Here is a 15,076-nt window from a genome sequence, read left to right on the forward strand (position 1 = left end):
TCCAATGCAGGCCTGTTTGCTGTTGTATATTAGATGAAGTAAATGCTAAAACGGGATCTATTGACGCAGCCAGCTGATAGCCAGCAGGAGTGCTCCTTTTTTGGCGTTGGTCTCAGCCAGGGCATTCAGCATCACAAAGTCATGAATAATCCCCTGGAACCGGACTGCGGTTACGGAAACTCCGGCTTCACGCAGTTTATTGGCGTAGGCTTCACCTTCATCCCGGAGGACATCGGCTTCACCGGTGATAATCAGCGCTTCGGGAAGCCCGCTAAGCTGCTCCAGACTGGCCCGCAACGGGGAGGCGGTGACCTGGGCACGCTCTTCTTCGCTGGTTGTATATTGGTCCCAGAACCATTTCATTCCGGTCCGCTGCAGGAAGTAGCCTTCTGCAAAGAGATGGTAGGATTCGGTATCAAAAGAAGCGTCCGTTACCGGATAGAACAATAGCTGCTTGGAAATTGCCGGGCCGCCCCGTTCCTTGGCCATCAGGGTAATGGCAGCAGTCATGTTGCCCCCGACACTGTCGCCGGCAACGGTTAATTTGCTTGTGTCAAAGCCATATTCAGAGCCATGCTCAGCAATCCAGGTCAGCACCGCATATATTTCTTCAATGGCTGTAGGGTATTTGGCTTCCGGCGAGAGGCTGTATTCCGGGAATACGACTGCTGCTCCGGCACCTGTCGCCAGTTCACGGATCAGCCGGTCATGGGTGTGGCTGTTGCCAAACACCCAGCCCGCCCCGTGGATATACAGAATGACAGGCAGAGTTTCACCTGAAGTATTTACCGGGCGGATAATCCGCACCCGAACCTCTCCGCCTGGCCCACCAGGAACCGTGAGGTCCTGAAGATCCGCTTCGGGTTTGTAAATCTCACTGGACTGTACGGTGTTCACCGTTTCGCGTCCTTTTTCAGGTCCCAGGTCAGGCAGAAATGGAGGTTCGGCATTGTCGTCGGCAAATTTCCGGGCTGCCGCTTCAAGAATGATTTTATTATCTTTTGACATCGTCAATCGTCTCCTTCTATCCCATTTGGGCAGTCTCCTTTCATTCATAACCAGGTTTGCCTTTTCTGAAACGTCAGATGCTGCCAATAGAGGAGTCAGGAAATTGTATTGAATGAAAAGCGAACGGTTTGGCATGAAGGAAGTGTATAGTTTTTGATAGATAAGGGGGAGAGTGTGTGAAGGATTATCCTATTGCGAAGGAGAGGGCCAGGGAGATGTTCAAAGAGCATTCTTCCTATATCTACGGAGTTGCCTTGATGCTCACCCGCCAGCGGGTGCTGGCAGATGATATTACGCAGGAAACGTTTCTTCGCGCTTTTGCCAAATTTGATCATTATGACGACTCCAAACCATTAAGACCTTGGCTGTACCGGATCACCGTCAATACGGCGCGAAACATGCTGCGGAAAAAAAGCTGGAAGCAGCTGTTCACGGGACTACCAGTAATGGATGCAGAGGATTCTGCTGAATACATGGCGATGCAGGGCGAAGATAGTCAAATGTTATGGCATGCGGTAAGCCGGCTAAGCTTAAAACAGCGTGAAGTGATTACGCTTCATTATTATGCGGGACTGCCCCTGCCAGAGACGGCCTCGGCTTTGGGCATACCGCTTGGAACCTGCAAATCACGCCTGCATGCGGCACTGGAGAAATTGCGGCTGCACTGTGAAAAAGAACCGGAGCTTCAGACACTGAAGGAGGGGTTGAAATGAAACTTCATAACCGTCGGGAGGCAGCCGGGCATGAGATATTGGCTGATGATTTGCAGCGTGAAGGTAAAAGATTGGCGGAACAGTACAAACCATCTTTTGAATTCGAAGAAGTGTGGTCGAAATTCGAGCAGGCCGGCAATCTTCCCTGGACCAAACAGAGACCCTTTTCCGGATGGCTCACATGGGGGGCAGGTATTGCTGTCTCACTGGTCGTAGCTTCAGGCGTGTTAATCGGCATTGGGGCAGTTTCCCCACAAGTGGCCGAAGCTTTGCGGAGCATCCCTTTTTTCGATTATTTATATGCCAAAGGGCGAGATACCGATGATTTGAAGCGGATAGAAGAGAAAAATCTAAGTACAACTGCGAACGCTTCAGCAAAGGATAAAGGAATAGAATTTAATGTGGTTAATGTTTTTTATGATGGCATTCAGCTGGTGTTGAACTATGAAGTGAGTTACCCTGAATCCACTCCTAAGTTGACCGAAAAAGAAGCTCAGGTGTACTACAATCTTACCTTCTCAGGAATTCAGCCTCAAGCGATCTCCACGCATGATTTTACGATTACCGGCGAGCATACTTTTGTAGGTACGACCCGCATGAGTATTGGGGACAAGGATATGCCTGCGCAGTTGCAGCTTAACATGACGGTGGATTGTATCGGCACCACAAGGGGAACGTGGGATGTTTCCATCCCTCTAAACAAACAAAAAAGTGATGAACTGACGAAAATCGTCTACCCTAAAAACCTGGAATTCACCTATAAAAACACCAAATATACTATCGATAAGCTGGTATTCGGCCCGGTAACCACTCAAGTAGTGATTGGAAATGTTATGCCCTATTATCTGTTTGATTTGGCGATGGAGGATGATAAGGGGAACTTATACAGGAACTATGGAGGGAGTGGAGCTACTCAGGATTACTATTATTTTAATTTGCCGCCGCTGACGGAGCTGAATTCCCATCCCAAAGATGTAACATTAACTTTGACTGAGCATGGAGGTCCCAATACCCCTTCCGATGAAGTACAGTTGTTCAAATGTAAAATTCCTTTGGAGTGGGATAAAGAATAACAAGAACAGGCCGCAGCGGCATTGGGAACAAGGACGGTTGCGGCCTGCTGTCTGGTGCGTGGTAGCTATATAAATAGTCACCGTGATTCGTTCACTGCGATGAAGTTAAAGTACTTGGCGCTTAGCCTCTTCCGGCTCACCAGGGGCCAGCTTAAGCTGGACATTCCTGCGTCCCGTTCTGATATAGACAATCAGGAAAAAGAGGGCGGTAATCAGCAGCGGATAGCCAATGGCCCAGCCGGTAAAAGGAAACACAGCCGCAGTCGCGGCAAAGGAAATCCAACTGATTCCAACGCCCAGCCGGTTGCCTTTCAGCAGCCGGATTCCTGCTGCGCAGCCCCCGATATACGTCAAAATGAAGGTGGCATTGGGAAACTGGATCAAGGTTGTGATCGACAGCCAGCCGGTGCCATACAGAAACAGCACCGCAGCAAAACACAGCAGCAGGAAGCCGATGGCACCTGTCGGTGTCTGATAGCGGCTGGACAAGCGGCCCATCCATTTCGGGGCGTAGCCCTGCCGGGATAGGGCGAACGCTACCCGTGAAGCCGCTCCGGTATACGCGATAATGGTTGCGGTGCAGATGAAGAGCCCGGTCAGACCGGCGATAAATCCGCCCCAGGAGCCCAGCGGCTGGCTGATGATCCAGACGAGGGAGGAATCCGCTCCGCCCCGCAGATAGCTCTGGGTACCGACAGTGGCAAGAGCGGACAGGAAGTATAGGACACCAACAATAATGGCAGCGATGGTGACGCCCCGGACTGCAGCCCGCTGCGGGTCTTTGAACTCCTCTGACAGGTGCGAAACGGCTTCCCAGCCGATAAAACACCAAAACAATATTGCCGCTGCCTGGCCGATGCTCATCCAGCCATGCGGAGCGAAAGGCGTGAAGTGCACACTTTCCATCCGGGGAAGCGCGGCGGCGAAGGAGAATACCAATACAGCGATGATAGCGATTACCACAGCAATCTGTACTTTCCCGGCAACCTGCATCCCGATCCAGTTCGTAACCAGACCAGCTCCCAGCATGGCTGCGGCCAGGGCAATTCTGGCGTTGTCTCCCCAGCCCATAGCTGCGGTCATGTAGCCTGCACCGGTTAATGCGGCGACGGGACCGCCAATCGGTACTGACATCAGGAAGAACCAGCCGACCAAGGCTCCGGCCTTCGGGCCAAAAGCCAGCGTGACGAAGTGGGAGACACCTCCCGCATTCGGAAACCGGGCAGAGAGAAGACCCATCGATAGAGCCAGGGGCAGAATCAGGAGGGTCATAAATCCCCAAGCAAGCAGGGAGGCCGGCCCAGCCATCTCTGCCGCAAGTCCGGGGACGATCAGGACCCCTGACCCCAGCACGGCGCCAATATACAGGGCGATGGCCTGCGGCATTCCGATATTGCGTTGTAAAGTTTCTTTCATAATAATTATGGCCCGCTTTCCTTGTATTTATATATAGAGTATCAGATAATAGATCCATTGGAAAAACGGAATTATCAGATCATATCCATTCAAAAAACCGATGATATAGTTCAGCAAAGGGGGAAGTCAAGTGGAATCGCGCCACCTGTTCACGTTTCTAGTCGTAGTGGAAACCGGCAGCTTTACACGAGCCGCCCAGAAGCTGGATTATGCGCAGTCCAGCATTACTGCGCAGATCCAGGCGCTTGAAGCAGAGCTGGGCCAGCCGCTGTTTGACCGTATCAGCAAAAAGATCATTCTCACCGACGCCGGACGCCGTCTGCTCCCCTACGCTCAGGAAATCTCCCGGATGCATACCTTGGCTGAGGTTGCGCTGCGTTCGGATACTGAACTGTCCGGAGCACTGCGCATTGGCGCACCGGAGTCGCTGGCCGCGTTCCGGCTGCCGGGCATTATTAAGGAATTCCGCGGGCGCTATCCTCAGGTGCAAATCACCCTGAAGCCGGGTGCCTGCTGGGAGCTTACCGAATTCGTCCGTTCCGGAGAGCTGGATCTGGTGTTTCTCCTGCAACCGGAGACGGAGTATAGGGATCTTCACACGGAGACGCTCATTCATGAGGCGATGGCGTTGGTTACTCCGCTGGGTCATCCGCTTCTGGAGCTCGCTGAGGTACTGCCGCTTCATCTGAAAGATGAGACTATTCTGCACACCGAAACCGGCTGCACCTACCGGACCTTGTTCGAGCGCCATTTGAACAGTCACGGTGTATTCCCCGATCCGAAACTGGAATTCTGGAGTGTTGAAGCGATCAAGCAGTGCGTGATGGCCGGTCTGGGCCTTTCATTTTTACCGATGATTACAGTCCAGAGTGAGCTGGCCGAAGGCAAGCTGGCCCGGCTGCAATGGAATGACGAGTCGCAGCGGGTAGCTACCCAAATCGCTTACCACCACAAAAAGTGGAAATCACCGGCACTTGCAGAATTCCTGTCTACAATTCAGAAACACGCGGCAGAGTGGAGAAATGGGGCACCATACACAACAAAATCGAGCCTGTTATCTAGTTAATTCTTATGAACTTATTCTATGGTAGAATAGATTGTTATGAACTCGGAGAGGAGATAGGACATGAATGATTCTGAGCCTGATTATGAGGAAGAACTGGAGGCTTTTCTCATTTGGATGAAGGATGCCGGATTTACCCCTTATACCCAGAAGTCCTATCTCGCCGATGTGCGGGAGTTCCTGGGGAGTCTGAACGGCAAAAGCCTGGAGAACGTCAAGAAGCTGCACATCATCTCCTATTTAACCTCGGTCCGTGAGCGGGGGGTCAGTGATGCTACGCGTAACCGTAAGCATGCTTCGGTCAATTGCCTGTTCAAGGCGCTGATGGAGCTGGAGCTGCTGGCCGCCAATCCTGCAGCGGGAATCAAGAAATCCAAGACCGAAAAAAACCGTGAGCCCGTCTACCTGGAAGAACATGAACTGCAGCGGTTTTTGTCTGCGGTTGAAGGCAAGTACAGAAGCAGGAATCTGGCGGTCTTTCTGCTAATGTCCTACATGGGATTGCGGGTAGGGGAGGTACATACCCTGAACTTAAGTGATTATAATGCGGAACGCCCGACGCTCCGTGTTTTCGGAAAAGGCCGCAAATGGCGGAATATTCCGGTGCCTGCGGAGCTGGCTCCTTTTTTGGAGCAGGCCCTGTCTGAGCGGCTGGAGCCTTGGCGCAGCAAGGAGGAAGCGATGTTCATTTCGCAAAAAGGGCGCAGGCTCTCGATTCGCGGTATTCAGGGGATTGCTGCTGACACCTTTGGCCGTTACCAAGCGGAAGTTCCCGCTGCCCGCCGCAGGCCATACTCCAGCCATAAGCTGCGCCATTCTTTCGCCACCATGCTGCTGCGCAAAGGGGCAGACTTGCGGACCGTGCAGGAGCTGCTGGGCCACTCGTCCATCCAGACCACTACCGTGTATACGCATATCACCAGCCGGGAGAAGGAAGAAGCCATGGCCCGGCTGCAGATCAGCATGCCAAAGTAATTGTTACATTCTATTTGCGGCAGGCCGTCCAGCACGAACTTTAATACGGGGACAGCATAAAGCCGGAAAGCTTTAAATGGGCAAGGACCTATTTCATTGGCAGACATGACGATTCATGTTATATTTGTTGAGTTCAGAAGCTCCGTCCTTTCAGTATGGGGGTTATTCTCCATGACTTGAAGGGCGTTTTCTTTGTTTGCCGCTTTTCAGCAGCCCGACAAAAAGACTATCTCCTCCCTCGATGTGAGGGGGAGATAGTCTCTGTTATTGCTAAGCTTGTCCTACAGTTCCAGCTTAGAGATTTCACTCTTCAGCTTCTCAGCGGATTGCTGGAACAAGGTTTTCTCATCTTCACTGAGCGGAAGATCCAGCACTTCACGTACACCGGAACGGTCAACAACGCATGGGGCACCCAGGAATACATCGGATACTCCATTATAGTTGTTCAACAGTGTGGAGACATTCAGTACAGCACCTTCATTGTGCAGAATGGAAACTACGATCCGGTCCAGTGCCAGTGCGATCGCATAGGAGGTTGAACCTTTGGCATCAATGATTTCGTAAGCGGCATTTTTGGTATCCTCGAAGATTTCCTTGCGTTCCGCATCGTCAAAGCCAAGATCGATTCCGGCAACGTTGGCCAGACTCCATACCGGAAGCTCGGAATCTCCATGCTCACCGATAATCTGACCGTGAATGCTGCGCGGGTCGATTTCTTTGTGCAGGCCGATCAGGTAGCGGAATCTGGCACTGTCAAGCACCGTACCCGAGCCGATAACACGTCTGCGGTCGAAACCGCTGATCTTCAGGGTGGCATAAGCCAGAATGTCCACCGGATTCGTCGCGATCAGCAGAATAGCGTGCTGGTTGTATTTGGTGATTTTTTGGATGATGTCTTTAAAAATGGAAATGTTTTTACGCAGCAGATCAATCCGGGTTTCCCCCGGTTTCTGGGAGGCGCCGGCGGTCACAATAATGATATCTGCTTCGCGGCAATCTTCATAGGTTCCTGCCCAGAGCTTCACACCACCGACAAAAGGCATGCCATGGTTCATATCTAATGCTTCACCAAGTGCTTTCTGATGATTGACGTCAATAAGCACCAGTTCCTGCATGCGTCTGCGCAGAAGCAAAGTATAGGCAGTTGTCGTACCGACAGCACCTGTACCGATCACTACGACACGATTTGGTTTGAATGGGGGGGCCATTGCTACATCTCCTCCTGAGTTTTTGAAGTTTTTGTGTCCAATCTTATCCATCATAATCGCTAAGGTTAGTGTTTTCAAGCGGTCTGCTTTTAATCCATTACCCGAAATTGGGCGGGTTAACAAGAATTTTGGAAGAACGGAGCAAGTTATGTTTAGTATTTCCACGTTTCCTGTAATTATCGGTGCTGGGGCTTAAAAGGTCAGCCCCTTCACAATAGCAATATCTATTAATACCTATTAATACAAGAAGTTATTAAGAAGACAGGGGAGAATTTACGAATGGATTTATTCCGCAAGAAGCCTTTGACCGCTCCAGTAAGCGCCGGGGGAGAGAAGCTCAGCAAGACACTTGGTGCGCTGGATCTGACTCTGCTTGGAGTGGGGGCGATCATCGGTACCGGTATATTTGTAATGACGGGAGTGGCAGCTGCCGAGCATGCAGGACCAGCCCTGGTGCTCTCATTTGTGCTGGCAGGTATTGCCTGTGTATTGTCGGCTCTGTGCTATTCCGAATTTGCTTCCACACTACCGGTGTCCGGCAGTGCATACGCTTACAGCTATGTGGCTTTTGGTGAATTGTTAGCCTGGATTCTGGGCTGGGATCTGGTGCTGGAATACGGGGTGGCTGCAGCTGCAGTGAGCAGCGGGTGGTCTGGTTATTTCCAGGGCCTCCTCGAAGGCTTTGGCCTGCATTTGCCCACAGCACTCTCCGGGGCGTATAATGCGGACAAAGGAACGTTTATCAACCTTCCCGCGATTATCATCATTTTGCTGATTTCCTACCTGCTGACCAGGGGGGTCAAGGAAACAGCCCGTTTTAATGCCATTATGGTTGTAATCAAGCTGTCAGTCGTTATTCTCTTTATTGTCACTGGCTTGTTTTATGTGAAACCGGAGAATTGGACACCTTTTATGCCCTTTGGGTTCCATGGAGTAGTCAATGGTGCGGCTACTGTATTTTTTGCCTATATCGGATTTGATGCCCTGTCCACTGCAGCAGAAGAAGTCAAGCGCCCGCAGCGTGATCTGCCGATCGGGATTATTTCCTCCCTTGCCATCTGTACGGTGCTCTATATCGTTGTATCGCTGGTGCTTACCGGGATTGTCCCTTATGAGAGACTGAATGTCAGTGATCCGGTTTCCTATGCGCTGCGTTTTGTGGATCAGAATATGGTCGCCGGGCTGATCTCCGTAGGTGCCATTGCTGGAATGACTACGGTTCTGCTTGTTTTGCTGTTTGGCCAGACCCGGCTCTTGTTCGCAATTTCACGGGATGGGCTTTTGCCGGAATCCTGGTCCAAAGTGAGCAAGAAGACACATACTCCCGTACGCAGCACCTGGTTGGTAGGCGGGATTATTGCCGTGCTCACCGGCTTTGTCCCGCTGGACCGTCTGGCCAACCTGACCAGTATCGGCACCCTATTCGCCTTTCTTGTCGTTTCGCTGGGTGTCATCATTCTCCGGTATACCCATCCGAATCTGAAGCGGGGCTTCACTGTGCCGTGGGTTCCGGTTGTGCCCTTGCTAAGTGCGGCGGCCTGCGGCTATTTGATGTATAATCTGGGGAGAGATACCTGGACTGGCTTCTTGATCTGGCTGGTTATCGGTTTGCTCATTTACGGATTATATGGCTACAAGCGCAGCAAGCTGAATCATAAAAAATAATGAATGAATGAAGGAAGTGGGGAGAGCTTTGTCATATAAACATACAGGTTACAGGGTTCTGGGGGCTGTAATCACGGTATTCCTGACCCTGCTCATACTCTCGGCTTGCTCTTCTTCTCCTCCGGAGCCTTCCCAGCCCCCACAGCCGACGGAAGCGCCGGAAGAGGGGCAGACCATTACGTTGATTACCCCGGATGCCAAGAATGTTAACAATGAAAATACCCCGAAATACCAGATTCAGACCCGGCTGACTGATTTCAGACTGTTAAATGACTCCATAGGACTGGCTTGGGGTGTGACCAAAAACGAACTGCGGATCTACATGACCAAGGATAACGGCGAAACGTGGAGCAACATTTCCCCGTCAGCAAATGTTCAATTTTTATCGAACCCTGTCTATGGGAAAGATATATTGTTCACTGATCCCAGCAATGGCTGGATTATCCGAAGCGCCTCCGGGCTTACAGAAACGGTTGTATTGCGTACAACAGATGGGGGAAGCACCTGGAAAGTCTCTTCTTTTCCTGATGCAAACGGCATCTCTTCCATCTATTTCAACTCTCCTGATTATGGCTGGCTGATGACTTCCTGGGATGCCAAAGCGACCAAAGAGAGCAAAGCGCTGTATGCAACAAGTGACGGTGGCGCTACATGGAACCTGGTGATGCAAAATGAGCAGTATAATCCGAATTTGCCGAATAATACGATCCCGATATCGGGTGTGGTTACAGGGATGGTATTCAAGGACATCAGCCATGGCTTTGTGACGATGCAGACCGGCGCACTACCCAAGATCTACATGACCAAGGACGGAGCGGCAACCTGGAATCCGGGTCCGGAATTCCTTGTGAATGATCAATTAAGGGGCTGTGACAAGGTGATTACAGGGGAGCCTGATTTTTTTGATAAAGGCAGTTTGAACGGCTGGATGCCAGTAGGGTGCCAAGTAGACAAAGCAGGCAGTATCACCTATAACGGTTATTTCACGGCCAATGGGGGGGAGAACTGGAAATTTGTATCCTTCGGGCTGGGAAGCCTGACCGGGATCAACCGCCATATTCCTCCAACCTTTTTAAACTCCCAGGTGGGCTGGGCCCTTAAGCAGGATGTGTTATATAAGACTACCAACCAAGGCAAGACCTGGACGGCGCTGTCGGCCAGCAGTGTGCTGAAATCCAAGCTTGTGGATTACCCGGAAATTGTGAAGCTGCAGTTCATATCCAGTGAGGTGGGCTGGCTGCTGATCGAGAAAAAAGAAGACCGCAAGTCGATTCTGCTGCAGACCACTAACGGTGGTGTAAGCTGGCGGGTGATGTAAACATAGGGGTGTGACCGGCAAGCTGGTTTTACGGTTTGCAGGTCGCATCTTCTTTTTTTGGGTTATAAAATTAAAATAAAATCTTAGTTAAAATTTTCTTTAAAAATGTGAAAAAAATCACATGACAAATGAATCTCCCTGTGATATATTTAACACATAGAGAGCAAGTTCATTTTTTCACAAACTTTCATCCCGAATAGGAGAGATTATAATGAAAACTTTCGAAACGGATTATGTAACCAGAAACCTGCTGCAACTCTGCTACAACTGTGATGATGCACACCTCTGTGAAACAGAAGAACAATGCAGAGCCTGCTGGGCGGACAATGGAATGCTGCCTGAAGAAAATGATGAAACTAAGCAATTATTAGACCTCGTTCACGCTTAATAGGAGTTAGTGAAGGCCACCCTGATCTCTGCCCCAGAGAACAGGGTGGTTTTTTTGATATAGAAGAAAGGATTGATTGAGACCCCCGCGAAATACCCGAATCAGCTTCCGTGCAAAGGCCACACTTCGTGGGTTTATTTACCGATACCGTCCGTAGAAGGCGGCAAAGCCGTTTCTGCTTGTGCTGTATGGAAAAGCCGGGGCATATACATGTACAGAAGTGCCTGTATCCCTGCAGAAAGCGGGATAACATGGGAAATAAGGGGGAAGAGTCATGGGAATGGGCCCGGATCCATCTTGGATGTTTGATCTTACGGGAACGGTAATACCGATCTTTCTTGCCGTTGTTATTGGCATAATTGCGTTATCAGCAAGCCGGGGGCTGCTGCAGTGGAGCCGGAACAACAAATCGCCCATCATGACCATCCCCGCACGCATCGTCAGCAAACGCACTGAGGTCCGGCAGCAGCAGCTGCAGGATGACAGCAATAACAGCCGTACCAGCACAACCTACTATTTAACCTATGAGTCGGACCTTGGAGTGAGGATGGAATTCAAAGTGGACGGCAATGAGTATGGCATGAGCGCTGAAGGAGATCGGGGAATTCTTACGTACCAGGGCACAAGGTACCACGGTTTTCAGCGGCAGCCTCACTACTCAACGGCAGAATAGATTAAATGTATACGTTGTTTACAATATATTGTGCATCTTATACAATCCCCTTGTTTCCTGTAAGTGGAACAAGGGGATATTTGTATTTTGTAAGATCTGAACACAGTTGGTGATTGATACCGGGTTGACACATAAAATGATCTACGGACTGTAATCAGCTGTATCCGGGATGGGAAAATTGGGCGTGACTGTCACCTCTTGGGCGAATGCACATACAATACAGCGAGCAGTTGAGAAAGAGAAGGCTAAGGAGGAGAAAGCGTGGCCGTAATTAAAGCAAACACGGAAGATGTAAGGACGCTTGCACGGCTGATGCGGGCGGAAGCCGAGGAAGACGGGGAGTCCGGCATGCTGATGGTCGGCAATGTCGGCGTCAACCGGATACTTGGAAACTGTCTGGACTTCAGAAACATCCGCAATGTCAATGACATGGTATTTCAAAGTCCGGGTGGGTTCGAAGCGCCGCAGAAGGGCTATTTTTACCAGCGTGCCAGAGAATCCGATATCCGCCTCGCCAGACGCGCCATTGCGGGTGAAAGAACAAGGCCGGCTTCCAATGCGCTCTGGTTCTTCAGGCCGGTTGGAGACTGTCCGGCCACCTGGTACAATCAGCAAAATACCGGAAGGTACAAAGCGCATTGCTTCTTTGCCCCCGCTAGTGGGGAATGTCCGGCAGTATACTAGAACGTTAGGGGTGACGGATGCGGGTGCAGCCAGAAAAGCCTGGCGATTCGCTTCCACAGCCCACTTCAATTCTTCTCCGGTCAGAAATTCTCAGCGAACTTTAGCATGTAAACAAGTCACATTGCCTAAGCTGGCCAAACCGCCAGCATACTAATTATCAGGAGGTTTTTAACAGATGATAGCACAACCTTACCGCCCCGTAACCTATACGATCGGCAGCAATCCTTCAGGTGCAATGAACAACATGAACAATGTAAACAGCTTGAATAATATGAATAATATGAACGCCATGCACAGCATGAGCCCCATGGGTATGGGCAGTATGAGCCCTACGGGTATGGGCAGTATGAGCCCTACGGGTATGGGCAGCATGAGCCCCATGGGTATGGGCAACATGGGTACCATGGGGGCAACACCTCCCCAAGTCAGCAGCGGCAGCCCGATGACTCCAGCAGGCGGCGTCGTAACGACTACGGCTCCAGTATATGAACAATCATACATCGAAAACATTTTCCGGCTGAATCTCGGCAAAGTCGGCACCTTTTACTTCACATACGAGAACAACAAAGATTGGAATGCCAAGGTCTACACAGGTGTACTGGAAGCTGCAGGCCGCGACCACATAATTATCAGCGACAAGGCCACCGGACAACGCATTGTGCTGTTGATGGTGAACTTCGATTATGCTACCTTTGACGAACCTCTTATTTATCAATATCCCGGCACCATTGGAAATCCGCCGACAACACGAAACTTCCGGTAATAGCTGTTATTGGATTCGCTGGATTTCTTAAATCCCCGTCTAAATGCATCTGGCATCGGACAATCAGCTTGAAGCATATGGGTTATATAAAACCTTCAAAGGCGGATGATATGGCCCATGCTTCATAATCAAGAGTTTAAAGTTTACATTATAACCACTGGAGATATTATGCGGTTCTTTGTTGTAGAGGTCATAATCGGAACAATGACATACTCCCTGGCTATGAAGATTTTTCATAATGTAATCCTGGCCAGTGCAGGCGGATGGATTGGCACAGAAACAATAAAACGCCTGAATGCCGCTGTGAAAATTTTGCTGAAATAGAACCGCTGGCTCCCCAAAAACCGCTCCCTGACAGGGCGGTTTTTGGGTTTTCTTTAACCTTATTAAACAAGAATAAACAGAACAAAAGGTTCCTTTCATCTCTTATGTTTATGCGGCAAAAACAAAGATCATATTTTTACGCCTGTTCGCATCTGTTTTTATATGCGAAGAAATATTATAATAATGTGTATATTTATATCCGTGATTCCAGTCAGGAGATGAAAACATTGGGAAATTGATGTGGAAAGGAACAGCTGCTGCACAAGCCGACATTTTGAACAAACGAAGGAGGTGGGCCTATCCGCCTGAATCGTGGAGACGGTGGATAGGAGTATAAATTGAGCGACCCTTTACCCGGTATATTACATGTAGGTCTTATTATTTTGCTGGTGCTGTTGAACGGCTTTTTTGTTTCGGTTGAATATGCGATGGTGAAAGTACGAAGCGGCCGCATAGATTCCCTGATGGAGGAAGGCAGTAAACGAGCAGTGGCAGCAGGTAATATCGTACACAATCTGGACGGATATCTGTCCGCCTGCCAGCTGGGCATCACCCTTGCTTCACTGGCACTTGGCTGGCTGGGGGAACCGGCTGTTGCAACGATTGTGGGGCCGATTGTAACAAGCCTAGGATTTGGCGAAACCTCGGTTTATGTTATTTCGCTAATTATTGCGTTTATGTTCATCACCGTTCTGCATATCGTACTCGGAGAGCTTGCTCCCAAGACGATTGCTGTGAACAAAGCCGAAGCGGTACTTCTGCTAACCGCGGGTGCGATGAATGTTTTTTATCGGATTATGTATCCTTTTATTTGGATCGTAAAAGGCCTGGCCAGCGGGCTGCTGCGGATTTTCCGCTTAGCGCCTGCCTCGGAGCTGGCTACAGCACACACGGAAGAAGAAATCCGCATCATTATGCAGGAAAGCAACAAAAGCGGGCTTATCGACAACACGGAAATGACTTTGGTGGACAATATTTTCGAATTTGCCGACACCATGGCCCGTGAAATTATGATCCCGCGTACTGAAATGATCTGTCTGAACAATCATTTGACAGTCGAAGAGAATATGGAGGTTGCGTTTGACGGGATGCGCACCCGGTATCCGGTATGTGACGGTGACAAGGACCACATTCTCGGCTTTATTCATATCAAGGATCTGATCCGGGACAATGCGCCCAAATACAGTGAATTGATTCGTCCCATTCTTACCGTTCCGGAGTCGATACAGATAAGTGCCCTGCTTAAGGTCATGCAGCGTGCGAAGACACAGATTGCCATTCTGATCGATGAATACGGCGGTACGTCAGGTATGGTTACGCTCGAAGATATCATGGAAGAGATCGTCGGTGAGATTCAGGACGAATTCGATGAAGAGCGGCCGGGCGTAGAGAAACTGGGGGAGGATGAATTCTCCATTGATGGTCTGATGCTGATTGAAGAAATCAATGACCGGCTTGGATTGAACATGGAGACAGATGATTATGATACCATCGGCGGCTGGTTGTACTCCAAGCTGGAGGTGAACCCGCCGCAAAAAGGCCAGACCGTGGAATTTGACAGCCACTTATTCGTGGTGGAGGAAACCGACAACAAACGGATATCCCGTATTAAAGTGATGAAGGTGCAGTTTTTGACTGAAGAGGCGGGAGCCTGACAATAACATAAGAGATGTTTCCAGACATGGCGTCAGGTTGGGCGCTATGTCTTTTTTTATACAAAGATTACCTCAGCTGTTAGGCCGAAATTCTGGATTCGGGACGTTTGAGGGCGGGTATATGGAGTGTATCTGGCTGAAGTAGTTCAT

General features: G+C 50.0%; 14 protein-coding genes. 11 read left to right on the plus strand and 3 right to left on the minus strand.

What is annotated here, in order from left to right; genetic code table 11:
- Positions 1 to 57: 57 nt before the first annotated feature.
- Positions 58 to 1,008, minus strand: coding sequence for an alpha/beta hydrolase (locus tag BLQ82_RS07950; RefSeq protein WP_062528405.1), 951 nt, complete (start codon positions 1,006 to 1,008; stop codon positions 58 to 60).
- A 176-nt stretch (positions 1,009 to 1,184) separates the two neighbouring features.
- Here BLQ82_RS07950 and BLQ82_RS07955 point away from each other — a divergent pair, with 176 nt between their 5' ends.
- Positions 1,185 to 1,721: an RNA polymerase sigma factor gene (locus tag BLQ82_RS07955; protein WP_143013375.1), complete on the plus strand. Its 537-nt coding sequence runs from the start codon at positions 1,185 to 1,187 to the stop codon at positions 1,719 to 1,721.
- Complete coding sequence (locus BLQ82_RS07960) at positions 1,718 to 2,794, plus strand: DUF4179 domain-containing protein (RefSeq protein ID WP_062528404.1); 1,077 nt, start codon at positions 1,718 to 1,720, stop codon at positions 2,792 to 2,794. The genes BLQ82_RS07955 and BLQ82_RS07960 overlap by 4 nt, the downstream gene beginning before the upstream one ends.
- Before the next feature lie 105 nt (positions 2,795 to 2,899).
- Here BLQ82_RS07960 and BLQ82_RS07965 read toward each other — a convergent pair whose 3' ends face one another.
- Positions 2,900 to 4,210 (minus strand): APC family permease, encoded by a 1,311-nt coding sequence (locus BLQ82_RS07965; protein ID WP_062528403.1) that lies wholly within the window; start codon positions 4,208 to 4,210, stop codon positions 2,900 to 2,902.
- Positions 4,211 to 4,340: 130 nt separating this feature from the next.
- Here BLQ82_RS07965 and BLQ82_RS07970 point away from each other — a divergent pair, with 130 nt between their 5' ends.
- Positions 4,341 to 5,276 carry a LysR family transcriptional regulator gene (locus BLQ82_RS07970; protein WP_062528402.1) on the plus strand — a complete coding sequence of 312 codons (936 nt, stop codon included), beginning with the start codon at positions 4,341 to 4,343 and terminating at the stop codon, positions 5,274 to 5,276.
- A 60-nt stretch (positions 5,277 to 5,336) separates the two neighbouring features.
- Positions 5,337 to 6,248 (plus strand): tyrosine-type recombinase/integrase, encoded by a 912-nt coding sequence (locus BLQ82_RS07975; RefSeq protein WP_062528401.1) that lies wholly within the window; start codon positions 5,337 to 5,339, stop codon positions 6,246 to 6,248.
- A gap of 281 nt (positions 6,249 to 6,529) precedes the next feature.
- Here the strand turns inward: BLQ82_RS07975 and BLQ82_RS07980 are convergent, their stop codons facing one another.
- The gene (locus BLQ82_RS07980) at positions 6,530 to 7,456 is read right to left on the minus strand and encodes an L-lactate dehydrogenase (protein ID WP_062528400.1); all 927 of its coding nucleotides are present in this window, start codon (positions 7,454 to 7,456) and stop codon (positions 6,530 to 6,532) included.
- Positions 7,457 to 7,735: 279 nt separating this feature from the next.
- On the opposite strand from BLQ82_RS07980, the gene bcaP reads away from it, so the two are divergent.
- From bcaP to BLQ82_RS08015, 7 genes are all read left to right on the plus strand, one after another.
- On the plus strand, positions 7,736 to 9,121 hold the full coding sequence (gene bcaP / locus BLQ82_RS07985) for a branched-chain amino acid transporter BcaP (RefSeq protein WP_062528399.1): 1,386 nt from the start codon (positions 7,736 to 7,738) through the stop codon (positions 9,119 to 9,121).
- A 28-nt stretch (positions 9,122 to 9,149) separates the two neighbouring features.
- Positions 9,150 to 10,439, plus strand: coding sequence for a WD40/YVTN/BNR-like repeat-containing protein (locus BLQ82_RS07990; protein WP_163704421.1), 1,290 nt, complete (start codon positions 9,150 to 9,152; stop codon positions 10,437 to 10,439).
- A gap of 211 nt (positions 10,440 to 10,650) precedes the next feature.
- Positions 10,651 to 10,827 carry a hypothetical protein gene (locus BLQ82_RS31865; RefSeq protein ID WP_020432222.1) on the plus strand — a complete coding sequence of 59 codons (177 nt, stop codon included), beginning with the start codon at positions 10,651 to 10,653 and terminating at the stop codon, positions 10,825 to 10,827.
- 280 nt (positions 10,828 to 11,107) lie between these two features.
- The gene (locus tag BLQ82_RS07995; protein ID WP_062528580.1) at positions 11,108 to 11,500 is read left to right on the plus strand and encodes a DUF2500 domain-containing protein; all 393 of its coding nucleotides are present in this window, start codon (positions 11,108 to 11,110) and stop codon (positions 11,498 to 11,500) included.
- Between the two features lie 261 nt (positions 11,501 to 11,761).
- The gene (locus BLQ82_RS08000; protein ID WP_062528397.1) at positions 11,762 to 12,184 is read left to right on the plus strand and encodes a cell wall hydrolase; all 423 of its coding nucleotides are present in this window, start codon (positions 11,762 to 11,764) and stop codon (positions 12,182 to 12,184) included.
- Between the two features lie 361 nt (positions 12,185 to 12,545).
- Positions 12,546 to 12,947, plus strand: coding sequence for a spore coat protein GerQ (gerQ, locus tag BLQ82_RS08005; protein ID WP_244280745.1), 402 nt, complete (start codon positions 12,546 to 12,548; stop codon positions 12,945 to 12,947).
- Between the two features lie 662 nt (positions 12,948 to 13,609).
- A complete protein-coding gene (locus BLQ82_RS08015; RefSeq protein WP_062528396.1) occupies positions 13,610 to 14,926 on the plus strand; it encodes a hemolysin family protein in 1,317 nt (438 codons plus the stop codon).
- Positions 14,927 to 15,076 lie beyond the last annotated feature (150 nt).

This window comes from Paenibacillus jilunlii (assembly GCF_900102965.1).
Lineage (GTDB): Bacteria > Bacillota > Bacilli > Paenibacillales > Paenibacillaceae > Paenibacillus_AQ > Paenibacillus_AQ jilunlii.